Origin of the sequence: Serratia myotis, assembly GCF_027474885.1 — a bacterium.
Classification (GTDB): domain Bacteria; phylum Pseudomonadota; class Gammaproteobacteria; order Enterobacterales; family Enterobacteriaceae; genus Serratia; species Serratia proteamaculans.
Genome location: NZ_CP099707.1, coordinates 3,686,940 through 3,710,346, shown reverse-complemented (window position 1 = coordinate 3,710,346; position 23,407 = coordinate 3,686,940). Strand labels below are relative to the sequence as shown.

At 54.0% G+C, this 23,407-nt stretch carries 19 protein-coding genes and 1 tRNA gene; 14 read left to right on the top strand and 6 right to left on the bottom strand.

The window, feature by feature from the left end:
* Window positions 1-92: 92 nt before the first annotated feature.
* Together NHG65_RS17625 and tmaR are read left to right on the top strand one after the other, a co-directional pair.
* On the top strand, window positions 93-1,160 hold the full coding sequence (locus tag NHG65_RS17625) for an FUSC family protein (protein WP_207978788.1): 1,068 nt from the start codon (window positions 93-95) through the stop codon (window positions 1,158-1,160).
* Between the two features lie 161 nt (window positions 1,161-1,321).
* The gene (tmaR, locus tag NHG65_RS17620; RefSeq protein WP_020827737.1) at window positions 1,322-1,639 is read left to right on the top strand and encodes a PTS system regulator TmaR; all 318 of its coding nucleotides are present in this window, start codon (window positions 1,322-1,324) and stop codon (window positions 1,637-1,639) included.
* A gap of 51 nt (window positions 1,640-1,690) precedes the next feature.
* On the opposite strand, the gene NHG65_RS17615 is transcribed toward tmaR, so the two are convergent.
* Window positions 1,691-2,479: an ABC transporter substrate-binding protein gene (locus NHG65_RS17615; RefSeq protein ID WP_499182496.1), complete on the bottom strand. Its 789-nt coding sequence runs from the start codon at window positions 2,477-2,479 to the stop codon at window positions 1,691-1,693.
* 35 nt (window positions 2,480-2,514) lie between these two features.
* On the bottom strand, window positions 2,515-3,684 hold the full coding sequence (locus NHG65_RS17610; protein ID WP_499182495.1) for a M20 aminoacylase family protein: 1,170 nt from the start codon (window positions 3,682-3,684) through the stop codon (window positions 2,515-2,517).
* A gap of 139 nt (window positions 3,685-3,823) precedes the next feature.
* On the opposite strand from NHG65_RS17610, the gene NHG65_RS17605 reads away from it, so the two are divergent.
* From NHG65_RS17605 to NHG65_RS17595, 3 genes are all read left to right on the top strand, one after another.
* Entirely contained in the window at window positions 3,824-4,777 is a 954-nt protein-coding gene (locus NHG65_RS17605) for a LysR family transcriptional regulator (protein WP_499182494.1), read from the top strand.
* Window positions 4,778-5,103: 326 nt separating this feature from the next.
* Complete coding sequence (locus tag NHG65_RS17600) at window positions 5,104-7,212, top strand: hypothetical protein (RefSeq protein WP_499182493.1); 2,109 nt, start codon at window positions 5,104-5,106, stop codon at window positions 7,210-7,212.
* A 498-nt stretch (window positions 7,213-7,710) separates the two neighbouring features.
* Window positions 7,711-8,826, top strand: a complete 1,116-nt coding sequence (locus NHG65_RS17595; protein WP_499182492.1) for a hypothetical protein — start codon at window positions 7,711-7,713, stop codon at window positions 8,824-8,826.
* A gap of 707 nt (window positions 8,827-9,533) precedes the next feature.
* Here NHG65_RS17595 and NHG65_RS17590 read toward each other — a convergent pair.
* Window positions 9,534-10,076 (bottom strand): DUF3916 domain-containing protein, encoded by a 543-nt coding sequence (locus NHG65_RS17590; RefSeq protein WP_499182491.1) that lies wholly within the window; start codon window positions 10,074-10,076, stop codon window positions 9,534-9,536.
* Between the two features lie 219 nt (window positions 10,077-10,295).
* Window positions 10,296-10,371, bottom strand: a tRNA-Asn gene (locus NHG65_RS17585).
* A 608-nt stretch (window positions 10,372-10,979) separates the two neighbouring features.
* Between NHG65_RS17585 and NHG65_RS17580 the strand changes: the two genes are divergently transcribed.
* From NHG65_RS17580 to NHG65_RS17560, 5 genes are all read left to right on the top strand, one after another.
* Entirely contained in the window at window positions 10,980-12,098 is a 1,119-nt protein-coding gene (locus NHG65_RS17580; protein WP_099063757.1) for a branched-chain amino acid ABC transporter substrate-binding protein, read from the top strand.
* 152 nt (window positions 12,099-12,250) lie between these two features.
* Complete coding sequence (locus NHG65_RS17575) at window positions 12,251-13,165, top strand: ABC transporter permease subunit (RefSeq protein ID WP_099063758.1); 915 nt, start codon at window positions 12,251-12,253, stop codon at window positions 13,163-13,165.
* A gap of 10 nt (window positions 13,166-13,175) precedes the next feature.
* Entirely contained in the window at window positions 13,176-14,462 is a 1,287-nt protein-coding gene (gene livM / locus NHG65_RS17570) for a high-affinity branched-chain amino acid ABC transporter permease LivM (protein WP_085117589.1), read from the top strand.
* On the top strand, window positions 14,459-15,334 hold the full coding sequence (locus NHG65_RS17565; protein WP_085117588.1) for an ABC transporter ATP-binding protein: 876 nt from the start codon (window positions 14,459-14,461) through the stop codon (window positions 15,332-15,334). The genes livM and NHG65_RS17565 overlap by 4 nt, the downstream gene beginning before the upstream one ends.
* Window positions 15,331-16,047 (top strand): ABC transporter ATP-binding protein, encoded by a 717-nt coding sequence (locus tag NHG65_RS17560; RefSeq protein ID WP_099063760.1) that lies wholly within the window; start codon window positions 15,331-15,333, stop codon window positions 16,045-16,047. Before NHG65_RS17565 ends, NHG65_RS17560 begins: the two co-directional genes overlap by 4 nt.
* Here NHG65_RS17560 and NHG65_RS17555 read toward each other — a convergent pair.
* Both NHG65_RS17555 and NHG65_RS17550 read right to left on the bottom strand, forming a co-directional pair.
* Entirely contained in the window at window positions 16,044-16,730 is a 687-nt protein-coding gene (locus NHG65_RS17555; protein ID WP_219016274.1) for an aspartyl/asparaginyl beta-hydroxylase domain-containing protein, read from the bottom strand. The genes NHG65_RS17560 and NHG65_RS17555 overlap by 4 nt on opposite strands.
* A 47-nt stretch (window positions 16,731-16,777) precedes the next feature.
* A complete protein-coding gene (locus tag NHG65_RS17550) occupies window positions 16,778-17,809 on the bottom strand; it encodes a LacI family DNA-binding transcriptional regulator (RefSeq protein ID WP_099063762.1) in 1,032 nt (343 codons plus the stop codon).
* A 399-nt stretch (window positions 17,810-18,208) separates the two neighbouring features.
* Here NHG65_RS17550 and NHG65_RS17545 point away from each other — a divergent pair, with 399 nt between their 5' ends.
* From NHG65_RS17545 to NHG65_RS17530, 4 genes are all read left to right on the top strand, one after another.
* Entirely contained in the window at window positions 18,209-19,387 is a 1,179-nt protein-coding gene (locus NHG65_RS17545) for a Gfo/Idh/MocA family protein (RefSeq protein WP_207978160.1), read from the top strand.
* A 24-nt stretch (window positions 19,388-19,411) separates the two neighbouring features.
* Window positions 19,412-20,353, top strand: a complete 942-nt coding sequence (locus NHG65_RS17540; RefSeq protein ID WP_099063764.1) for a sugar phosphate isomerase/epimerase family protein — start codon at window positions 19,412-19,414, stop codon at window positions 20,351-20,353.
* Between the two features lie 161 nt (window positions 20,354-20,514).
* Window positions 20,515-21,705 (top strand): sugar transporter, encoded by a 1,191-nt coding sequence (locus tag NHG65_RS17535; protein WP_413480841.1) that lies wholly within the window; start codon window positions 20,515-20,517, stop codon window positions 21,703-21,705.
* Window positions 21,706-21,898: 193 nt separating this feature from the next.
* Window positions 21,899-23,317, top strand: a complete 1,419-nt coding sequence (locus NHG65_RS17530) for an MFS transporter (RefSeq protein ID WP_283604381.1) — start codon at window positions 21,899-21,901, stop codon at window positions 23,315-23,317.
* The last annotated feature ends 90 nt before the right edge of the window (window positions 23,318-23,407 follow it).

The window sequence follows — 23,407 nt, the reverse complement described above, 5'->3', positions numbered from 1 at the left end:
CTGCGGATAGGGGACGCCTTATCTGCCTTTTCTCTGCCTGCCTTCCTCCGCTAAACTAATGTTCTTTCTCGCCATCGATAACGGGATGCATTGTGCGCCTCGACAGAAAAATATCGTCGTTTGAACATCTGACTTATCGCCATTACCGCATTGTGCACGGCGTGCGCATTGGGCTGGCATTTATCCTGACCTTCCTGCTGATCCGCCTGCTTGAAGTGCCGGAAGGCACCTGGCCGCTGATTACCCTGGTGGTGGTGATGGGGCCGATCTCGTTCTGGGGCAACGTGTTGCAAAGGGCGTTGCAGCGTATCGCCGGCACGGTGTTTGGTGCCGCCTCGGGTCTGATCGCGCTGTATCTTGAGCTGTATTCACTCCCCTTAATGCTGGCGTGGTGCGGGGTGGTGATGTTTTTCTGCGGCTACCTGACGCTCGGTAAACGGCCCTATATGGCGCTGTTGGTGGGTATTACGCTGGCGGTGGTCTGTGGCGCGGGGGCCGGTGATATGCACACCGCGCTGTGGCGCAGCGGCGACGTGATATTTGGCTCACTGCTGGCGCTGTTGTTCACCAGCATTTACCCACAGCGCGCCTACATCTTGTGGCGCATGCAGATGGCGGATTGCCTGCAAAGTGCGGGCAAGATCTACGGCGCTTATCTGTCCCCGAACATGATCGAACGGCCGCGCCTGGAGCCACAGCTGAAAGATTTGCTGAATCAGGTGGTTAAATTACGTGGCCTGATTGTCCCCAGCAGCAAAGAAACCCATATTCCCAAAGCGGTGTTTGAAGCAGTGCAAACGCTGAGCCGCAATCTGGTGTGTACGCTGGAGCTGTTGGCCGATGCCTACTGGGCCTCGCGCGAAACCCACTTTATTATGCTGAATGCCAAAACCCTGCGCAGTGCGCAACTGCTGACGCTACGCTCGCTGGAAGCGCTGGCAGAGACAATGCATAACGGCCCGCAGGCACAGCAGGCTGTGGTGGCGGGGGAGCTGAGTGAAGTCGCCGCCGAGCTGAAAACCCTGATGCAGGAGGCCAGCGTCAACCTGCACGGCGAAGCACCGATCTACGGCTATGTCTGGCTGAGCATGGAGCTGACGCAGCAGTTGGAAGAACTGGGTGACTTGCTCAAGGTGTGTACCGCCGGCGAGCGCGAATAGGGGGCCAGATCATGAAGCAGGCGCTTCGGGTTTTTGTCGCGGCGCTAAAGTGAGTAAGATAGGGCGATGAGTGTTGTGTCTGAGCGCCACAAACCTGTATCTTGGTCTCATTGTGGCCGTAAGCAAATGAATCTGTGTATTACTAAAGCAAGGGTATGAAGATGGATAATGCAAATAAGCCGAGTTTCCAGGACGTTCTGGAGTTTGTGCGTATGTTCCGACGTAAAAATAAGCTGCAGCGTGAAATTGTCGACAACGAGAAGAAAGTCCGCGACAACCAGAAGCGTGTGCTGTTGCTCGATAACCTGAGTGAGTACATCAAGCCGGGCATGAGCATTGAAGATGTTCAGGGTATCATTGCCAACATGCGCAGCGACTATGAAGATCGCGTTGATGACTACATCATCAAAAATGCCGATCTGTCTAAAGAACGTCGCGAACTGTCCAAAAAGCTGAAGGCTATGGGCGAAGTGAAGTAACCGTTTTTATTGGGCCAGGCACTCGCCTGGCCCTTTTAATCAGTCCCTCAGTTATTCCCCTTTACCGTACATATCAAAATCGAAGTATTTATCGTTCACCTTCTTATAGGTGCCGTTGGCGATAATGGCTTTCAGCGCCGCGTTGAAGGCATCAAGTAATGTACTGTCCTCTTTACGCACGCCAATACCATCGCCAATGCCAAAATATTTGCTGTCGTTCAGTTCCGCACCGGTAAAGGCGAAGTCCTTGCCGCCGGGCGTTTTGAAGAATTCGCTGGCGCTGACGCTGGCCAGCAGCGAAGCATCCAACCGGCCGTTGGCCAGATCCTCATTCACTTCCTGTTGGCTCTGATAGGCAACGACGTTGACACCGGCCGGACGCCACAGTGCGTTCGCATAAGCTTCCTGGCTGGAGCCTTGCTGCACGCCAATCGACTTGCCTTTTAACGCAGCCGCCGTGGGCTGCAGATCGCTGCCTTTGCGTGCCACCAGCCGCGCCGGGGCGTTAGACACCTTGCTCGAGAAGGCGATCTGCTTTTCGCGCTGCGGCGTAATGGTCATTGAGGAGGCGATAGCGTCAAACTTTTTTGCCTGCAACCCCGGGATCATCCCGTCCCAACTGCTCTCGACCCACACGCATTTTGCCTGCATTTCATCGCACAGCGCCTGAGCGATATCCACACCGAACCCGGTCAGGGCTCCTTGCGCAGTTTTGTATTCCAGCGGCGGGAAGGTGGGATCGATGCCCAACTTAATCACCTTGCCGCTAAACTCACCGCCAAGGGCCGAAAAACTTAACGCTAACGGCAACAATAAAACCAAACCCATCGTTTTTTTCATGTCATTTTCCTTAGCGGAGTGGATTAAATAATGCATTAAGCCAGGAAGCGTTCAACCAGCTTGACCCAATAAGTGGCGCCCATCGGCAAACACTCGTCGTTAAAATCGTAACCGGCGTTATGCAGCGAATTCCCGGGCGTGCTTTCCCCGTTGCCAATCGAGATATAACTGCCGGGGCATTTCTCCAGCATAAAAGCGAAGTCTTCACTGGCGGTAATCGGGCGCAGGTTGGCGATAACCCGGCTTTCACCGGCCCATTCCAGCGCGACCGAACGTGCCAACTCAGTTTCCGCCGCGTGGTTTACCAACACTGGATAACCCTGTTGGTAATCAATCTCTGCCCGGGCACCAAAACTGACGGCCTGTGCTTCCACCAGTGCCGTAATACGGTCTTCCAGCCGTTGACGGACATCGGCATTCAGCGCGCGCACGCTCAGCGTCATGGTGGCGGTCGAGGGGATGACATTGCTTGCAAGACCGGCCTGGATCGCGCCCACGGTCACAATCGCCGTTTCCTGCGGATCGATATTTCTGGATACGATGGTCTGCAGGCTCATCACGATGGCGGCGCAGGCCACCACCGGATCAACGGTATGCTGCGGCACCGCGCCGTGGCCGCCGTGGCCATGCAGAACGATGTTGACGGTATCGGCCGAGCACATGAAAGGACCGCTGGCAAAGCCCAGTTGGCCGACCGGGAAGCCGGGCACGTTATGCATAGCGAAAACGGCATCGCAGGGAAAGCGTTCGAACAACCCGCCTTCCATCATCACTCGGGCACCGCCGCCGCCTTCTTCCGCCGGTTGAAAAATCAGGTGCAAAGTACCGGTAAAGTCAGACCGCTGCGCCAGATAACGCGCCGCCGCCAGCAGCATGGTGGTGTGGCCATCATGACCGCAGGCGTGCATCACGCCGCTGTGGGTGCTGGCATAGGGCAATTCGCTGGTTTCTTCAATCGGCAACGCGTCCATATCGGCGCGCAAGCCAAGTGATTTCCCCACGCCGCGTTGTAGCGTGGCGACAACCCCGGTTTGTCCTATATGGCGCGTGACCTGATAACCCCATTCGGACAGCAGTTTTGCCACCAAATCGCTGGTGGCGAATTCGTTAAATCCCAATTCGGGATGAGCATGAATATGGCGACGAATGGCGACCATTTCGTGCTGAGCAGCGGCTATTTCAGGTAAAACCAGCGAATGAGTCATCAGGGTTTCCAACGGGAGTATTCGGTTCCCGATGCGTTCAATAACCGGGAACAAGGTACTTCGGAGACTAACAAACAACCTTTTGCCCGGGGAGCCGTCGTTCGGTTATGCTGACAACCTTTGATTGTCAGGGGGCGTGATGAAACTACATCAATTACAGGCCTTGGTCGCCAGTGCCGACGGTGGCAGCATCCGCGCCGCCGCACGACAACTGGGGCTTTCACAGGCGGCGGTCACGCGCGCCCTGCGCGAGCTGGAACAGCAGCAAGAATTGCCATTACTGATCCGCACCCCGGCTGGACTGGGCTTTACGCCTTACGGGAAAACGCTGCTGGCGCACGCCCGGTTGGTGCTGAACCAACTGGAACAGGCCAGCAATGAAATGGCAGGCCTGCGCGGGTTGGCGCAAGAGCAGGTGAAGGTGGCTATCACGCCCTGGCTGATGCTGACGGTGTTACCGACGGCGGTGGTGGCCTTTCGCAAAAAGATGCCCAGCGTGAAACTGGAGCTGTTTGAAAGCCTGATGGCCAACGCACAATCCCAACTGCGAGAGGGCACGATGGATTTCGCCATCACGCCGCTTCCGGCCTCGATGGCACCGCAGGAATTTCATTGCGAGCCGTTGCTGGATTATGAAACAGCGGTGATGGTGCGGCACGGGCATCCGTTGGGCCAAAGCACCTCAATCCACCAGTTGCTTGAGCAGGACTGGGTGCTGAATTACACCCCAGACAATTATGACGAATTAATCCATCAACTGTTCAGCCGACACGGCGCTCAACTCGATCCGAACCGCATTATTCATGCGCATTCCCTTGGTATGCTGCAGGCAATGGTGGAGTCGGCAGACATGTGCACCTGGTGCCCGGCACCGTTGCTCGGATTACCGCAGTTTGCCGGACGGCTGCAACCGCTGGCGCTACAGGAAGGCTGTGACCTGGCGCGGCTGAATATCGTCACCCGGCGCAACAGCATTCTTAGCACCGCCGCCCATGCGTTGATTGATAACCTGATCCGCACCCTGCGCCAGCATGCCCGCTCCGCGCGGCTCGAGGATCGACTGATTTATGATCGGGTGAGGTTGTTGATTTAGGGGAGGGTAGTTTGGAGTTGTTGGGGTTGGGGGCATTTTGGTTATTCTGGGGACGTCCTGACCGTTGGTTTTGTGCCAAAAGCGGACATTCGGACATTCGACCGTTTAGAAATTAGGTTAACTGGTTTACTTCGTAAACTGCTCAATGGCATTTGCAAGCACTTTGGCCTACCCCGACTATTTGCGGATCGGGCCTGATTCGTGAGTAACAATTACGGCGATAATCACTTGATCGATAATCGTGTCGAATGACCGTTCCTCGATTTTGCAAATCATCGCATAATCTTAGTTCTTCGAAGCAAACCGGCCAATGCCAAGGTATCACGATGAATAAAGCTGTTACTGCAGCCGAACTTTTCCGGCAGATTAGAGAGTCTGAGGGGGCGGGTTACCTCGACCGTACCCATCAACGAAGTTTCTCGTTCAATGTTTTCCAAATGAATGCGTTGGAACTTATTGAGGCAGTTGAAAGAGTCAAGGACCCTGACCAGGGCATACTCTTGATGATGGAGAAGAACCGTGAGGCTGGACTCCAGGCTCATCGCGAACTCAACCGCCATGTTCACAACTTCGTTTCATCCTCCTTGACCCTTGTGGAGCATACACGGGTATTCATGAGGAAGCATTACACGGGTACTAAACTTTTCGAGACCTACGAAATGCAAGTGATCGCGACTTTCGCTAAATCACCTGTAGCTCAATTTGTCCAAGGCCTTCGCAACTACATGCTTCATAAAGGGCTGCCAAATTCCAGAATGTTTATGAAATTCAATACTAATCCAGGCGCAGCGGATGGTTCCGGTACGATGGAAACTGGTGTGCAATATGACACTGCTTCACTTTTGGATTGGAAAGACTGGAAACCTGTAGCTCGCATCTACCTCGAGCAGGCCGGAGAACATCTAGATGTTCATGAATTTACAGTAGAGTATCTAACGCTCGTCAACCAATTCCATGAGTGGTTGGACGCTACCCTCGCAATGCACCATCATTCAGACCTCCAAGAACTCAACAAGCTTCAAGTTCAACTCGAGGATATTAACCTAACAAAAGAACCAATTGCGCCAACAAAGCCGTCTGACTCTCTCACTATCGAACCGTTTAGATTTATGCCAGTTCATGCTGCTGAACTTGATCAGATTTCCCTTGAACTTATGGGGAAGATTCAAGAGCTTCATTTCAAGCAGACAACTCAGGAATTTCCGTCTGAAATGCCAGTAACTCCCATTACGGATAGAGAGCTGATTGGGCCCATTACATTTTGGGGGCAGGAAATGAACGGAGGCGCAGCTCTCATGTTCCTTCAATATGATGGCAAGCCATATGGATTTGTGGAGGAGGATTACAAATTCTTAGATAGCTTAATAGATGCTGTTATGAAAGCAACTTGGGCTCGTATTAGTTTAAGCCGTAAGTTTGTTGAAACAGCTTTCTTTGATTGGGTAAGACAACAATTTCCGGCTACCCAGTCCTCATTCTCAGAGGGCTTGGGCGATGCGGCTCGAGAAAAGGTCACGAATGTTGAAGTCTGGGCCCCAATCGCTAACATGGAAGTCGAAAAGGGATTCGACTTTGGCCCGATTCGCATCGAATCGATCACCGCTGCTGCAATAGATAGTTTACGCAGCAGAGCACCATTATCCCAGTCAGGACAAGAGCAGGAGGTTGGTCAATACTTCGAAAAGTTCAGGAAGGATTTTCAAGGGTATGCTGTAGCAATTGTGTCCATTGAAGCCGAGGCAAAATTTGCTGTAGAACGAGCTTTTCAGATTGCCCAAGATGCTGTGGGGCTGCTGACCTTCTTCTCTCCAGCGGCCCCTAGATCATACCTTTTCAGCCCGGTAGCTCTCGCAGGTACAGAGTATATTCCGACATCGAAACTAATTGTAATGCATGAAGGTGGCTATAGTCACAATGAATGCATTTTGCCGAAGCAGATGGGATATTGGCGTCTATCCGCACAGCAAATTTCGGCACTCAATACCGATCTGTTGGAAGCCGCAGGATCACTCGTACTGTCAGAGGGGTTGAGCGAATTCGCCTTAGCAGTACGAACAAGCATCCTAGTCTACAGTAAAGGGGCAACTTTATTAGCACCGAAGGAGCGCTTGCGGAGTTGCTTATCTGCTCTTGAATCTATTTTACTCAGACATGACATGGAACCACGAGCGCATAGTATCGCTAATCGGATGAGCATCATACTGTCCCACAAAGGAGTTGATGGTGAAGAAATTAAGAAGACCATCCAGCAAATCTACTGGTTGCTGGAGCAGCCACAACTGACAGAGCAGGGACATAGAGAAAGCGAATTGATCGCGACATTCACAACCTATGCTTACAATGTTCTACACATGGCACTTGGTAACGTCCAAACCTTCCGTTCGAAAGTTCAGTTTGTGATCGAAGTTGATAGGATGGGTATATCTCGTCAGTAGTTTCCCATACTGGTGTAACTATCCTACTGTTGTAGTCAATTAAAACTGGCCACCACTTTAAAGCTTTTCCAGTACCGGTTTACCGATTCGTTTGGCGGTAGTCCGTCGTTAATTTGTTCGTTCTGAGAGTTCTGTATTACTCGACAATGTAGTCGGTGATAGTATTAGAGGCTGGATCGCCATGGGTTTAACAGAGACCTTAAGACCATTCATGGACTGGCTACTCATTGTCAGGAAAATTCAGTTCGAACATTACAAAACTGCTGTCAACTTCCGCCTCTCGCTCCTAACAGACGGAGCAGTCCTTCCACCTGACCTCCTCGTACCACAAGCGGTCATTCAAAGGTTCTGAAAAAACGCTAATGTCGTGGCTAGATTAAATTGAATTTTTCACGGTGGCATAAATATTGACTATATTATTTGTTTGTAACATAGTGAATAAAAATATCCAGTTTGACTAATCATCATACAACGATGTATTAGTCCTCAGGAGGAAACATGAAAGAAGATTGGCCAGTATGTGGGAGAACTGTATTTTTGTCTGGTGGCCCGATTGCTACCATTGAACCACAAAGTGATGTGGTTGCGATTTGGCCAAAAACCAAAGACGGAAAAATTGTGGAAATTAAAATTGATACTTATGGAAATCTACTCTCTACACTTAGCAAATATAACTTAACAATTATTGGCGTTGAATTCACTACTCATTATAGTGAGTATATAGGTGAATCGCCAAAAGAATTCCGAGGTTATACCTCCCAAGGTAAAGGATGGCCTAATTGGGAGGCATTTCAACAGTGGAGTGGTATAGCTCTGTCATCATTCCATAATAAAAATGGATTCAGCTATGATCTGTCAAATAGAATAGCATTTCAACTTAAGGCCATTAATAATCGACTGAAAAGCTTAGCTTTGTCATATCAAAATCAGCTCAATGCATTGGTTCTGAAAGATAGTTTTAAATGTGGTCAGCGTTTTCAAGACGGATATACAGACATGGTATATCAAGAGTTTCACTCTTTTTTATTTGATGCGGGAATTCTTCGAGACAATTTATGTGAATATGTATATAATTTTTCTAATAACGGTTCTCGTAAAAAAGATGGGGAAGAGATCACAACTGCAGGTGGTCTATTAAAGAAGGTATTGAGTAAATTGAATAATCATACAAATCTGGAATGTTACTTAAAAGATGAAATGAATAAAGGGGGCTGGTTATTTGAATTGGGACATTATCGAGACTTAGTTATGCATTCTGCACCAATAAATATAGCCAGCCACCGCTTATATGCAATTCATGAGCCAATTTCCATGCCAGATAATAAAGTTCTTCTTTCAGTCCGTTTTCCCTTACCTGCAAATCCTGACAAGCTTTATAGTGAGCGTTGCAAGAAGGATGATTTTAATAAATATATAGAACAGTTTGAAGAGTTATCTCGAATCTCTAAAGAAGATCGAGGGGAATATGATTGTTTAGAATATGCACTTAAAGTGTTTGGGTTACTTTCTAAGTTATCTCTAGAAGTAGCAAAAGAGTCGCCATTTAGAACGATGCAGCAAATATATATTCGAACAGATGGCGGAACAATCTCTAGGTGTGAGTACGTAAAGTAATTTCCGCTTCTCGCAAAGCGGACCCAGTGCACTTGCTGATGCTCTGCGTGCAAGAAGCTGATCGTAGTAATAGCGGATGTAAACGTCGGTAGAATAATTACAGAGAAACATTTTCTAACGCCGCTACATCCAGTAAGGTCACTAGTACTCGAATGAAACCCCTGCCATAGCTTTTAAGAACCGGCAAAGGTCATGCCCTGCATCATCAATCGTATGAAAAGCAACGGAGTCTACACATCCGGATTCACGTTCATTAAGACAGGTAATGAATGGCGGTGTAGGATCTTGTCCTGTAAGACTTCTGAATCTGACAGCATTAACACGCCAACGATACATTGCCCTATAACGTTGCACACCCCTGATACCGGTGCGGGTATTTTTCGTCGCTTTAACAGAAATTAGCTAATGAGTTACCTATTACGTGAGATTGTGGGGATAATTGCATATTTCTGAAACAACCGATCAGAACAATTCATAGCAGGCTGTTGAATGGCCGAAAGAATCGCTACTACTTTGTAGCCGTAATTGATGACCACAGGCACGTCCGCTTTTCGCTCGTAGCCGATATAGTTCCACTTGGAGGGCGAGACGGAGCTGTGGAGGACATCAAAACATCAATATATTGTTATAAGAAAGGAATAGCACAGTCTATTAAAACTGGGCGAAAAGCCGATGAACTGTAAGTCAGGCTTCCAGACTCCGCTCTTCTATAACACTTGGCCATAGTACCAACGTTCGCCTGTAAACCATTCATCAGGATCGTCACCGCCATAGTATTTAAGCGAGATCCCCAGTTCCTGTATATTCTCTGGCAGAGTTAATCCCCATTCTTCAGCAAGGCTACGCCCCTTAATGACTGATGAAGCTCCATTTTCAGAAGTGCTCTCGCATATGAACCCCTGATAGTACTCTTCAGAATGGTAAAGACAGACTTCGCTGGTAAACATATCCGGGAGGCAGATAACAGAAGTAATTCGCGGGCTGTAACCCGAATCAGCTGTTGCAAGTATTAAATTAGAACATGCGTCAATTAACGCTTGCGCGCAGGCTGCCTTGGTTTTCTGGGTACTGTGTTTTCCTTCAACAAGATTGACATCTACAGGAATTTTGTAGTTCCAGTAGCGCTGGTCTTCTGGAAAATCTACGCGGATTGGATCATGGAAGGTTTCCGCCCAACGGTTAAGCGCTTTCAAGCGGCGGGGGATGTTTCTTATTTTAGTACGGTAATCTCTGTTTAGACGTCTACTCATATATTTTAAGCTTCCCTATCTGTTCAAACAGTCCTGACTAAAATCATAATTTAGAACTGTGCTGTCCCTCATTGATAGCTTAAATATTACCAGTAATGACATCGTTGTCACTTGGCAACCGTCACAGATTGGAACGCTGACATGTCCACCCCTGGCTCCTAACCACCAAAACAAAAGCAAAAAGCCCGCTCAGGTTTCCCTGAGCGGGCTTCTCTAATATGGCTCCTCTGACTGGACTCGAACCAGTGACATACGGATTAACAGTCCGCCGTTCTACCGACTGAACTACAGAGGAATCGTTTGAACGGGGCGAATAATAGCGGGGTGGTGCGGGTTTGTCAAAGCACTAAACTGTGAGAAAAGTGCGTTTGCTGATGGAATGAGCATGTTGCGTTGTTTTTCGGCACTCATCCTGTTTATCCCTGTTGTTTAACACCACAAAATCCCCGGCTTCAGGGTTGCACCTGCCATTGCACGTTTCTGGTGCGAAGGGGGAGAGGGTTGTTGGCGAACTGCAGAATAATTTTGCGGAGTGTTTGCCACCTGATCCCCCCCACAGCGCCTCCTGACGGCAGTGAGCCCCCTCGTTTTGCCTCTGATATGTAGGATGAATGAACAGAAAATATGTATTGGCCGTCACAATGGCTGGATTTTTGCTTAGCTAAATTCGGGTAATGCGACTGCGCTCTCGCGCAAATTATTTTCCCCGTCTACACATAAAGTGACTGGTCCACGCCCCTGGGCGTTTCGCTATACCCGTCATACTTGAAGCCGTATCGGTGTTGGTTGCGAACACCCACCCCAGTCACTTACTTGAGTAAGCATCCTGGGGATGGATGTTCTTGCCGCATTGATACAGCTCCAATTATTTAGGGTCTAAAAACAGTGCTGAGGAATACAACAATGTCATCGAAATTAATTAAAAGTCCGCTCGCTGCTCTGCTTATCGGTTGTTTAGGTTCAGCTTTTTATGCTCAGGCCGATATCGTTATCGGCGTCGCCGGGCCGTTCTCTGGGCCGAATGCGACCTATGGCGATCAGTACTGGCGTGGTGCCTCGCAGGCGGCAGCGGATATCAACGCCGCCGGTGGGATTAAAGGGGAAAAAATCAAACTGGTGCAGGGGGATGACGCCTGCGAACCCAAACAGGCGGTCTCGGTCGCCAACCGGTTAGTGGATCAGGACAAGGTCTCGGCGGTGGTCGGGCACTTCTGCTCCTCCTCCACCATGCCGGCCTCCGAGGTGTATGACGAAGCCGGGATTATCGCCATCACTCCCGGCTCCACCAACCCGCAAATTACCGAACGCGGCATGACCAACATGTTCCGCATGTGCGGCCGCGATGATCAGCAAGGGGTGATCGCCACCAACTACATGCTCAATACCCTGAAAGCCAAACGCATCGCGGTGATCCACGACAAAGACACCTACGGGCAGGGGCTGGCAGATGCCGCCAGGGCAGAGATGAACAAGCGTGGCGTGAAGGAAGTGCTGTATGAAGGGCTGTCACGCGGTGAAAAAGACTTTAACGCGCTGGTGACCAAGATCGCCTCGGTCAAACCTGACGTGGTCTATTTCGGTGGCTGTCATCCAGAAGCCGGGCCATTGGTGCGTCAGATGCGTGAGCAGGGCGTGACCGCCAAGTTCTTCTCCGGCGACTGCATCGTGACCGAAGAGCTGGTGACCGCTGCCGGTGGGCCGCAGTACACCAACGGCGTGCTGATGACCTTCGGCAACGATCCGCGCCAAATTCCGGAAGGTAAAGCGGTGATCGCCAAGTTCCGCGCCAGCGGTTTTGAGCCGGAAGGCTACACCCTCTACTCCTACGCTTCGATTCAGGCGATCGCCGCAGCCTTCAGCGCTACCGGCGGCAAAGACAGCGCCAAGGCCAGCGAATGGCTGAAATCGCATGATGTGGATACCGTGATGGGCAAAAAGGCCTGGGACAAGAAAGGCGACCTGAAGGTATCGGATTACGTGGTCTATCAATGGGACGATAAAGGAAAATATCACCAACTCTAATCCATCTTCGGCGTCTTTCAAGCTGGCTGCAACTTGAAATCCATTGAGGATTAACCCATAAGCGGATCCGCGTGTTCGGCGGGTCCGCGCCGATACTTCCCTTGGGCCGCGTCTGCACTAGCTTGCGGTCCCACCAGGCGAGACTGCTCATTATGGATGTTTTCTTTCTGCAACAGATGATCAACGGCCTGACGCTCGGCGCGGTTTACGGCCTGATCGCCATCGGCTACACCATGGTTTACGGCATTATCGGCATGATTAACTTCGCCCACGGCGAGGTGTACATGATCTCCGCCTACCTGTGCGCTATCGGGTTGGCGCTGCTGTCGTTCTTCGGCCTGCAATCCTTCCCGTTGCTGATCCTCGGTACGCTGGTGTTCACCATCGTGGTCACCGGCGTGTATGGCTGGGTGATCGAACGTATCGCCTACAAACCCTTGCGTAACTCCACGCGTCTGGCACCGCTGATCTCCGCCATCGGCATGTCGCTTATTTTGCAAAACTACGCGCAAATCAGCCAGGGGCCTCGCCAGCAAGGGATCCCGACGTTGCTGGATGGCGTGTTCCGCCTCAACTTTGACGGCGGGGTGATCCAAATCACCTACACCAAGGTGTTTATCCTGGTCGCCTCACTGCTGGGCATGGCCATCCTCACCTACATCATTCAGCGCACCCGTCTGGGGCGCATCTGCCGCGCCACCCAGCAGGACCGCAAGATGGCGTCCATTCTGGGCATCAACACCGACCGGGTGATCTCCCTGGTGTTCGTGATTGGTGCCGCGATGGCCGGGCTGGCAGGGGTGTTGATCACCATGAACTACGGCACCTTTGATTTCTACGTCGGCTTTATCATCGGTATCAAGGCCTTTACCGCTGCGGTGCTGGGGGGCATTGGTTCGCTACCCGGCGCGATGTTGGGCGGGCTGCTGTTGGGTGTAGCGGAGGCGCAGTTTGCCGGCATGGTGAACTCGGATTACAAAGACGTATTCTCCTTCGGTTTGCTGGTGGTGATCCTGATTTTCCGTCCTCAGGGCCTGCTCGGTCGGCCAATGGTCGCTAAGGTTTGAGGGGAAAACTATGTCGCAATCTGTAGCTCACCCAGGGCTGAACGTTAAACGCAGCCTGCTGGATGCGGTGCTGGCCGGGTTGATCGCCCTGATCGTCTTCGGGCCGATCGTCGGTATCGTCCTTAACGGATACAGTTTTAACTTTGAACCGCGCCGCCTGGCGTGGATTATCGCCGCGGTGATGGCCGGGCGGTTGTTGCTGAGCCTGTTCCTGCAAACCGCGCCGGGGCGCAAACTGTTGACGCGTTTTGACGGCGGCAATGACGGGGTATATGTCCGGCCGATAGGGGCCAAAACCAGCCTGCGTTGGATTATTCCGTTAATGGCGGTGATCGCGCTGCTGTTTCCGTTTGTCGCCACCAAATATCTGCTGACGGTAGCGATACTGGGGCTGATTTACGTGTTGCTTGGGCTGGGGCTGAACATTGTTGTCGGGCTGGCCGGGCTGCTGGATCTCGGTTATGTGGCGTTCTACGCCATTGGCGCTTATGGCCTGGCGCTGGGTTACCAGTATCTCGGGCTGGGGTTCTGGGCGATGTTGCCGCTGGGCGCGCTGATGGCGGCGCTGGCCGGTGCGCTGCTGGGGTTCCCGGTATTACGCATGCACGGCGACTATCTGGCGATCGTCACGCTGGGGTTCGGCGAGATTATCCGCCTGGTGCTGAACAACTGGATGTCACTGACCGGCGGTCCCAACGGGGTCTCGGTGCCTGCGCCGACGATTTTTGGCCTGGAGTTTGGCCGACGGGCCAAGGACGGTGGGGTGCCGATCCACGAGTTTCTCGGTATCGCCTACAACCCCAACCTGAAGTTTATCTTTATCTATGCGGTGCTGTTTCTGGTGGTGCTGTTGGTGTTGTACATCAAGCACCGGCTGACGCGCATGCCAATCGGCCGCGCCTGGGAGGCCTTGCGCGAGGATGAAATCGCCTGTCGCTCACTCGGGCTGAACCACGTTCTGGTGAAGCTGTCGGCCTTTATGATGGGCGCGTCCACCGCCGGGCTGGCCGGGGTGTTTTTCGCCACTTATCAGGGTTTTGTTAACCCCACCTCGTTCACCTTCTTTGAGTCGGCGCTGATCCTGGCGATAGTGGTACTGGGCGGCATGGGCTCGACCATCGGCGTGGTGCTGGCGGCGTTTGTACTCACGGTGGCCCCGGAGCTGTTGCGCAGCTTCGCCGAGTACCGCGTGCTGTTGTTCGGCGTGCTGATGGTGGCGATGATGATCTGGCGGCCGCGCGGCCTGGTGCGCATCAGTCGAACCAGTTTTGCGACCCGCAAGGGGGTGGAGCCATGAGCGACGCTATCCTGCAGGTTGAGCATCTGATGATGCATTTTGGCGGCATCAAGGCGCTGAACGACGTCAATCTGGCGGTAGAACGCGGTTCCATCACCGCACTGATCGGCCCCAACGGGGCCGGTAAAACCACGGTATTCAACTGCCTGACCGGTTTTTATCGTGCTACCGGCGGCGCGATCCTGCTCAACACCCACAAGCGGCCGACCGACGTGATCCAGGTGCTGGGGCAGAAATTCCACGCCGGTGACTGGGTTAACCCGAAACGGCTGGGCTCGCGTGTTTACTACAAAATGTTTGGCGGCACCCACCTGGTCAACCGCGCCGGGCTGGCACGCACCTTCCAGAACATCCGCCTGTTCCGCGAAATGTCGGTGGTGGAGAATCTGCTGGTGGCGCAGCACATGCTAAGCAACCGCAACCTGATCGCCGGCGTGCTCAATACCCCGGCCTACCGCCGGGCGGAAAGTCAGGCACTGGATCGCGCCTTTTACTGGCTGGAAGTGGTGGAACTGGTGGATTGCGCCAACCGGCTGGCGGGGGAGATGTCCTACGGCCAGCAGCGGCGGCTGGAGATCGCCCGGGCGATGTGCACCACGCCGGAGATGATCTGCCTCGACGAACCCGCCGCCGGGCTGAACCCGGTGGAAACGGCAACGCTGAGCCGCATTATCCGTTTTCTGCGTCAGCATCACGGCATCACGGTACTGCTGATAGAACACGATATGGGCATGGTGATGGAGATCTCCGATCGGGTGATTGTGCTCGATCACGGCGATGTGATCGCCGAAGGCACACCGAAAGAAATTCAGCATAACGATACGGTGATCGCCGCTTACCTTGGCGCGGATGAAGAGGAGCTGGCGGGATGAGCAATGTGATGTTGGAGTTTCGCAACGTAGACGTGTTTTACGGCCCGATCCAGGCGTTGCAGCAGGTTTCGCTACAGGTAAATGAAGGGGAGACGGTGGCGCTGATTGGTGCCAACGGCGCGGGCAAGTCGACGCTGCTGATGTCGATCTTCGGCCAGCCGCGCATCAGCGGTGGGCAGATCCTGTTTCGCGGCGAGGACATCAGCCAGCGTTCCACCCATTACGTTGCCAGCAGCGGCATCGCCCAGGCACCTGAAGGGCGGCGCATTTTCCCGGACATGAGCGTGGAGGAAAACCTGCTGATGGGCACCATTACCATCGGCAATCGCTACGTGGATGAGGACTTATTGCGCATGTTCGAGCTGTTCCCACGCCTGAAGGAGCGGCGTAACCAGCGGGCGATGACCATGTCCGGCGGTGAGCAGCAGATGCTGGCGATTGCCCGGGCGCTGATGAGTCGGCCCAAGCTGCTGTTGCTGGACGAACCGAGCCTGGGGCTGGCGCCGATCATCGTTAAACAGATCTTCAGCATTTTGCGGGAGCTGACCCGTGGCGGCATGACGTTGTTTCTGGTGGAGCAGAATGCCAACCACGCGCTCAAACTGTCCGATCGCGGCTATGTGATGGTCAACGGCCAAATCCGCCTGACCGGCAGCGGTGCGGAGCTGTTGAACGATCAGGAGGTGAGGAAAGCCTATCTGGGCGGTGCCTAGAACTGGCGCTGGATCCAGCGCACGTTCAGCCGTACCAGTGCAACGATGCCGTTGGATAACATCCGCAGCCCGGTGGGTAAATCGCGGCGGCGGATATCCAGCAGCAGCACGGTGCGCACCTGGTCGCTGTCGTTCCACACCTCATGTTCGAAGGTATCGTCCCACAGCATAAATTCCCCCTCATTGAGCCGGTATTCTTGCCCGTCGACTTTCAACACGGCGGCGGGCAGACCGTCGGCGCGTTTGGGCATCGCCAGCACCAGATAACCGCGCAGAATGCCCCGGAACGGGCCACGGTGCGCCGGCACCTGCTTGCCGGGCGCAAGGAAGGACAATGAGGCTGAAAGCACATCCGGAGAGGAAGCGATCAGGCTGGCCAATAACGGGCAGCGGGCAAGGTTACGGGGAATCGGCTGACCATAGGCCTGCATAATAAACATGCGCCAGTCACGCGCATCATTGGCGGAGATCGACGCCTGTTCGCTCATGATCTCGTGAAATCGAGGGATATTGCGCAGATCCTGCGCCAGGGTCAGTGCCTCGTCACGGATCTGCGGCCACTGGGCGGTAAAACGTTGTGCGTCGGGGAACAGACGCGCGCTGTCGAGCACCGGCGCACCGCTGATGCGGCGATCGTAAATGCGGCGTAATGCCAATACCGACCAATCATAGAGAGCTGACATATGACCTCAATAAGCCTGACCCGAGTTCTCGCCGTCTGTTGATATCATTATTGTTTAATATGCGACTGCCGGACGATTAATTCACCGTTATACAAGCGTTGACCACCCGGCTCAAAAGCCTGCGTCAGGCAATGAATACCATCGGCAATCAGCGACTGCATCGGTTGACGATAGGTGGTCAGCTGATAACTGGGGGAGGCAGCCAGCTCAATGTCATCAAACCCCACCACGGCAATCGGCGCACAGCCCGGCGTGGCGCGTATGGCGTCGATAACGCCTACCGCCAGAATATCGTTTTCACAAAAAATCGCTTCAACCCGTTGTTCCGCCGGGGTGGCGGCCAGGTAGGCCGAGAAAGCCTCCATGCCGCAAAGGCGTTGATAATGCGGGGCCTGCAGCAGCACGCTGACATCGCGTTGTTTTTCCGCCAGTGCGGCACGGAAACCGTCGAGACGGCGTAACCGGGTGGATTCACTCACCGGGCCCGCCAGATAGCCCATGCGCTGATAGTTCTGCGTCAGCAATAGTTCGCCAATTTCGTGCCCGGCCTGATAGCCGTTGGTGGCCAACACCTGGATATACGGGCTGTCGCTATAGCGATACAGCACCACCAGTGGAATATGGTGAATATCCTGTGCCAGCGTAATCAACCGATCGTTAAGCAGGGTACCGAGAAACAGCAGGCCATCTACCTGCATTTGATCGGCCAACGTCAGCACCGATTCATAGTCGTTTTCCGAGGTGATATTCAGCAGCAGAGCCATATAACCCCGGCTTTGCAACTGCCGGGTGACCTCGTCCAGCAGCGTAAAAATATGCGGATTCTTCAGTTCGTCCGCCACCAGTCCGATGATGCGGGTGCTCTTTTTCGACAGGCTGCGCGCCAGCAGATTAGGGCGGTAACCCAATTCACGCGCTGCGGTCTGAACGCGCAGCAGTGCATGGGGCGAGATCGACGCGCCATCGGTAAAAGCACGCGATACCGTCCATTTAGACACGCCGGCGCGGGCAGCCACATCACTGGCCGTCGCCTTGCGTGTAGAGGGCGCGGGGGGAGCGCCGGGTTTCTTCGCCATCATCTTTGCTCGTGATGAAAAAACGGTATGGGTTCAACAGATTAGCACAGCCTTGTCGGATGCGGGAGTTGCTGCCGCCTGCGGTGGGATCCACCGAGCAAACAGGGCATATTGTTCCCTCTCCCAAAGGAGAGGGGGCACCTACAGAGCAGTGTATTCATCACTTTGCTTGGGTGACTGGTATTAAGACACCTTCGATCGTTTTATCAGCAAATTGTGATCCTGAGCGGCAGATTTATCATGGCGCATTTGACTTATTTTTGACCATCTCCAATAGTCCATCGCAAGTGGCATTTGTTTCGCGGTCAAGTTGTCACTCAATTTTGCACCCGGGTGCATTTAAAATTTGCACCCGGGTGCAATACGACGAAAGCAGCGCAATCTTAGGCTTCGGGAGCAACTATGTTGAATGGTGAAAGAAAAACGGCACGTCCTCTGCGTTGGGCGATGGTCGGCGGCGGGCGCTTGGGGCAGGTGGGTTACAAGCACCGCTGCGGCGCATTGCGGGATAACACTGCTTTTGCGCTGGTGGCCGGGGCGTTTGATATTGTCCCGGAGCGTGGCCGCGAGTTCGGCGTCAATCTGGGGGTCGATGCCGAGCGTTGCTATGCGGATTACCGCACGCTGTTTGCTCAAGAGATTCAGCGAGAGGACGGTATTGAAGTGGTGTCCGTGGCCACGCCAAACGGTACCCATTACGAAATTACCCGCGCGGCGCTGCTGGCCGGGCTGCACGTGATTTGTGAGAAACCGCTGTTTTTTACCCGCCAGGAGGCTTATGAAATCAAGGCGCTGGCGGCAGAAAAAAACCGCATTGTCGGCGTGACCTACGGTTTCTCCGGCCATCCGTTGCTGTTGCAGATGCGCGCGATGATCGCCAACGGGCAGATCGGTGAAGTGCGCATGGTGGATCTGCAATACACCCACGGTTTTAATGCCACCGACGAAGTCGATCGCCTTAGCGAAGCGCAGAAATGGCGCATTGACCCCAAGATTTCCGGGCCCAGCTTTGTACTGGGGGATATTTCCACCCACACCTATTACCTGTCGCAACTGGTGATGCCGCAGATGCAGATCAGCGAACTGTTGTGCGATCGGCAGAGCTTTATTCCCTCGCGTGCCCCGCTGGAAGACAACGCGTTGGTGATGATGCGCTATGCCAACGGCGCGGTAGGGCGGATGTGGGCCTCGTCGGTCAATGCCGGCGCCATGAGCAGCCAGCGCATCCGTATCGTCGGCTCGAAAGCCAGCCTGGAATGGAGCGATATCAACCCCAGCGAGCTGCGTTACGAGGTACAGGGGCAACCGAACCAGACGCTGTATCGCGGCATGCCCTATCTGGACGAAACCTGTAACGCCTGGGAACGGCTGGGGGCGCTGCATACCGAGGGGCTGACCGAGTCCTGGGCCAACATCTACCTGAAATTCGCCCTGGCTATTGATGCCACAAACCGGGGCGATCGACAGGCGCTGGCGCAGCTGGTGTATCCGGACATCGATGCCGGGATCGACGGGGTGCGCTGGATTGAAAACTGCGTGCGTTCAGCCGATCAGGGTGCGCGCTGGGTGGCCTTTGAATAACCTTTTTGTTTGCGGAGATATGACATGAAGCTTTCCTTCTGTACCGACAGTTTGGGCCACCTGCCGTTTGAAGCCATGCTGGATCGGTTGGGCGAACTGGGGGTGTTTGGCGTGGAGATGACCACCGGCGGCTGGTCTTCGGCACCGCATCTGGACACCGTTGCGCTGTTGCAGGACGCCGGCAAGCGCCGTCGGTTGCTGGCGGCACTGGAGAGCCGCGGCATGAAGATTGCCGCGCTGAACGTTTCCGGTAATCCATTGGAGCCGGGAGTGTTGGGCGAAAAGCACCGCCACGATACCGATAACACGCTGGCGCTGGCTGCCAGTCTGGGGGTAAAAAAAATCGTCATGATGAGCGGATTACCCCCTGCGGCCCCCGGCGACAGCATCCCTAACTGGATCACCTATACCGTCAGTTGGCCGCCGACGCTGAAGAACTGCCTGGACTACCAGTGGAACGAAGTGGCGATCCCGTATTGGCAGCGGCTGGTGGATAAGGCGCAGGCGTTCGGCATCGAAAAGTTCGCGCTGGAAAACTTCAGTTCGATGCTGGTGTGGAACCCGGACACGCTGTTCAGGCTGCGTGACGCGGTCGGGCCGATGGTCGGGCTGAACCTTGATCCCAGCCACCTGATTTGGATGGGGGCCGATCCGATAGCAGTAGCGCGCCGCCTCGGGGACGCTATCCATCACGTGCATGGCAAGGATGTGCGGTTGGAAAGGGGAATAGTGGCGGTTAATGGACTGCTGGAAACCCGACCGGTGGAGCAGGTGGCGGAGCGTGCCTGGAATTATGTGGCGGTCGGCTGCGGCCAGGATTTACAGTGGTGGAAGGAGTTTTTCTCGGTGGTACGCATGATGGGCTATAACGACTGGGTATCGCTGGAAATGGAGGATCTGACCATGTCAGTCGATGCCGGTATCAATACTTCGGTGGAGGCATTACAGCGCTGTATCAGTCAGTAAACGGCATCCGCTTGCATCGATGGCCTGTCAGGGGACAGGCCATTAAACGGCAAAAGACTGTCGAAAAAAACAGCCCAATAAAAGTGTGACGCATATCGCATTTACCACACCGATTGGTTAAAATATCGCTACTTCCTGCACCTGCCCGGATCCCGTTTAACATGGAACAAACCCAGGTCTCTCGCTCAACCGCCTGGTTGCGCGTGGTCATTCTTGCCGTGTCGGCCTTTATCTTCAATACCACCGAATTTATTCCGGTGGGGTTGCTGAGTGATATTGCCCAAAGCTTCTCGATGCAGACCGAGCAGGTGGGGTTGATCATCACCATTTATGCCTGGATCGTCGCCGCCAGTTCGCTGGTGTGCATGTTGCTGACCAGCCGGATTGAGCGGCGAAAACTGCTGATCGGGGTATTTATCCTGTTTATCGCCAGCCATGTGCTGACCGCCGTGGCGTGGAATTTCACCACGCTGGTTATCTCGCGTGCCGGTGTGGCGCTGGCCCATGCGGTATTCTGGTCGATCACCGCCTCGCTGGCGATCCGGGTCGCCCCGGCGGGCAAGAAGGCGCAGGCATTGAGCCTGTTGGCGGGGGGAACCGCGTTGGCGATGGTACTCGGCTTGCCGCTGGGCCGAATCGTGGGCCAAATCCTCGGTTGGCGCATGACCTTTATCGGCATCGCCGTCTGCGCTACGTTGGCGTTGGTGCTGCTGTGGCGCTTGCTGCCGGTGCTGAAAAGCGAACATTCCGGCTCCCTGGCCAGCGTGCCTATGCTGTTCAAGCGCCCGGCGCTGGTCAGCCTGTATATGCTGACCATTATTGTGGTGACGGCGAATTTCACCGCCTACAGCTATATCGAACCCTTTATTCAGACCGTGGCCGGGCTGTCGGAAAACTTCACCACCCTGATGCTGTTGCTGTTTGGTGCCGCCGGTATCATCGGCAGCCTGTTGTTCAGTCGCTTCAGCGAACGTTTCCCGTCGGGCTTTTTCATCGGCGCTATCGCCTTATTGATGCTGAGTCTGCTGCTGCTGTTACCGGCCTCCGGCGATGAAAATCACCTGACGGTGTTGTTTGCGGTATGGGGCATGGCGATCATGGCGATTGGCTTGTCGATGCAGGCCAAGGTATTGAATCTGGCGCCGGACGCGACCGACGTGGCGATGTCGATCTATTCCGGGTTGTACAACTTCGGCATCGGCGCTGGTGCACTGCTGGGCAATCAGGTCAGCCAGTATCTGGGCATGGGTAACATCGGCTTTGTCGGCGCCCCGCTGGCGTTGATCGCCCTTGGCTGGTGCCTGCTGAATTTTTACCGCAGCGAACGCCTGCAACAGCACCACAGCCGCTAACTCCCTTCGTCCTGATAGCAAGCCGCGGCTTGCTATCAGGCACCGGCCCACAGGCTAAATTTTCTCTCAGCAAAACAGATTGCTGCAGTTTTTTATGCTTAATTATTTTTCGTAGCCTGCTAATTAAATATTTAACTCCGACACCGAGCCTATAGCATAGAAAATTATTGATTATGTTATGGCGGGGTTAATGGTGAGTGATTCTTTGGTTGCAGGAAGCGAGGCGGTGGCCCGGTCACCGATCCATGAACGGGATTTGTCGGCAAGAATTGACGCACTGCCCACCTCTGCCGGTCTGTGGCGGTTTATCGCTTTGCTGGCGTTGGGCGGTTTTTTTGAGCTTTATGACCTGTTTCAGACCGGTTATATCAGCACCGGTTTAATCGCCGAGGGGATATTCCATACCGGGGCGCAAGGCGTGTTCGGCGTCTCTGACCAGGCGGCGTTTGCCTCCGCAACTTTCCTTGGCCTGTTTATCGGTGCCAGCCTGCTTAGCCCTTATGCCGATCGTTTTGGCCGCCGCACCACCTTTATGTTTGCTCTGGCCTGGTATGGCGTGTTTTCGCTGTGCCTGGCTTTTCAGCATCAGGCAGAGTGGGTGATCTTCCTGCGTTTTCTGGTCGGCGTTGGGCTGGGGATTGAGTTGGTAACCATTGATACCTATCTGACCGAGTGGGTGCCTGCGCATCTCCGTACCCGGGCTTTCGCCTTTTCCTTTTTCATTCAGTTTCTTTCCGTGCCGACGGTGGCGCTGATGTCGTGGTGGCTGGTGCCGCAGACCATTTTGGGCCTGAGTGGCTGGCGTTATGTGGTGATCGCCGGTGCCGTGGCTTCACTGGTGATTTGGTTGGTGCGTAAAGGCTTGCCGGAATCCCCGCGTTGGCTGGCACAACAGCGACGTTATCCGGAGGTCCGGCAGGTGATGCTGGCAATGGAACGCCGCTGCGGTGTCACTCACAGCACGGAGTTCCCGCTGCGCGACGCCGGGCTACAGAGCGAAGCACCAACGCAGGGCAGCTTTAAAGATATCTGGTCGCCGCGTTACCGGGGCCGTACCCTGATGCTGGTGGTGATGAATTTCTTCCAGGCGATCGGTTTCTTTGGTTTTGGCAACTGGTTACCGGCCTTGCTGGCTGGAAAGGGCGCTTCGGTCACCCACAGCCTGCTGTACGCCTTCTTTATTACCCTGGCTTATCCGTTGGGGTCGCTGTTGTGTAGCCGCTATGCCGACAAGATGGAAAACAAATGGCAGATCGTCCTTTCCTGTCTGGTCACGGTGATTTTCGGCTCATTGTTTGCCATGCAGAATAATCCCCTGTGGCTGATTCTGTGCGGGTTCTTCATCACCTGGTCCAATGCCTGGCTGACCTACAGTTACCATTCCTACCAGTCAGAAGTGTTCCCGACTTACATCCGTGCCCGCGCGGTCGGATTCTGTTATTCATTCAGCCGACTGTCGACGGTATTCAGCAGCCTGATTATCGGCATGATCCTGCAATACGGCGGCTCGGTGGGGGTGATTGCATTTATCGTTGCCAGCATGCTGATTGTGATGGTGGTGATCGGGGTGTTTGGCCCCAAAACCCGTGGTATTGACCTGGAAAATATCTGACGCAAGCACCCGGCGTTGTGCCCTGAAGCCAGGCCGGGATCTTCAGCAAAAAAACTCGCGATCATCCGAAAATAATTCCGTTATCACCGT

Bases quoted from the DNA above. Each gene is read 5' to 3' on its own strand.
- NHG65_RS17545 (WP_207978160.1), top strand. From the start codon at position 18,209: ATGTTGAATGGTGAAAGAAAAACGGCACGTCCTCTGCGTTGGGCGATG.
- NHG65_RS17615 (WP_499182496.1), bottom strand. From the start codon at position 2,479: ATGAAAAAAACGATGGGTTTGGTTTTATTGTTGCCGTTAGCGTTAAGT.
- NHG65_RS17560 (WP_099063760.1), top strand. From the start codon at position 15,331: ATGAGCAATGTGATGTTGGAGTTTCGCAACGTAGACGTGTTTTACGGC.
- NHG65_RS17590 (WP_499182491.1), bottom strand. From the start codon at position 10,076: ATGAGTAGACGTCTAAACAGAGATTACCGTACTAAAATAAGAAACATC.
- NHG65_RS17565 (WP_085117588.1), top strand. From the start codon at position 14,459: ATGAGCGACGCTATCCTGCAGGTTGAGCATCTGATGATGCATTTTGGC.
- NHG65_RS17540 (WP_099063764.1), top strand. From the start codon at position 19,412: ATGAAGCTTTCCTTCTGTACCGACAGTTTGGGCCACCTGCCGTTTGAA.
- livM (WP_085117589.1), top strand. From the start codon at position 13,176: ATGTCGCAATCTGTAGCTCACCCAGGGCTGAACGTTAAACGCAGCCTG.
- NHG65_RS17605 (WP_499182494.1), top strand. From the start codon at position 3,824: ATGAAACTACATCAATTACAGGCCTTGGTCGCCAGTGCCGACGGTGGC.
- NHG65_RS17575 (WP_099063758.1), top strand. From the start codon at position 12,251: ATGGATGTTTTCTTTCTGCAACAGATGATCAACGGCCTGACGCTCGGC.
- NHG65_RS17550 (WP_099063762.1), bottom strand. From the start codon at position 17,809: ATGATGGCGAAGAAACCCGGCGCTCCCCCCGCGCCCTCTACACGCAAG.
- NHG65_RS17535 (WP_413480841.1), top strand. From the start codon at position 20,515: ATGGAACAAACCCAGGTCTCTCGCTCAACCGCCTGGTTGCGCGTGGTC.
- NHG65_RS17595 (WP_499182492.1), top strand. From the start codon at position 7,711: ATGAAAGAAGATTGGCCAGTATGTGGGAGAACTGTATTTTTGTCTGGT.
- tmaR (WP_020827737.1), top strand. From the start codon at position 1,322: ATGGATAATGCAAATAAGCCGAGTTTCCAGGACGTTCTGGAGTTTGTG.
- NHG65_RS17610 (WP_499182495.1), bottom strand. From the start codon at position 3,684: ATGACTCATTCGCTGGTTTTACCTGAAATAGCCGCTGCTCAGCACGAA.
- NHG65_RS17600 (WP_499182493.1), top strand. From the start codon at position 5,104: ATGAATAAAGCTGTTACTGCAGCCGAACTTTTCCGGCAGATTAGAGAG.
- NHG65_RS17580 (WP_099063757.1), top strand. From the start codon at position 10,980: ATGTCATCGAAATTAATTAAAAGTCCGCTCGCTGCTCTGCTTATCGGT.
- NHG65_RS17555 (WP_219016274.1), bottom strand. From the start codon at position 16,730: ATGTCAGCTCTCTATGATTGGTCGGTATTGGCATTACGCCGCATTTAC.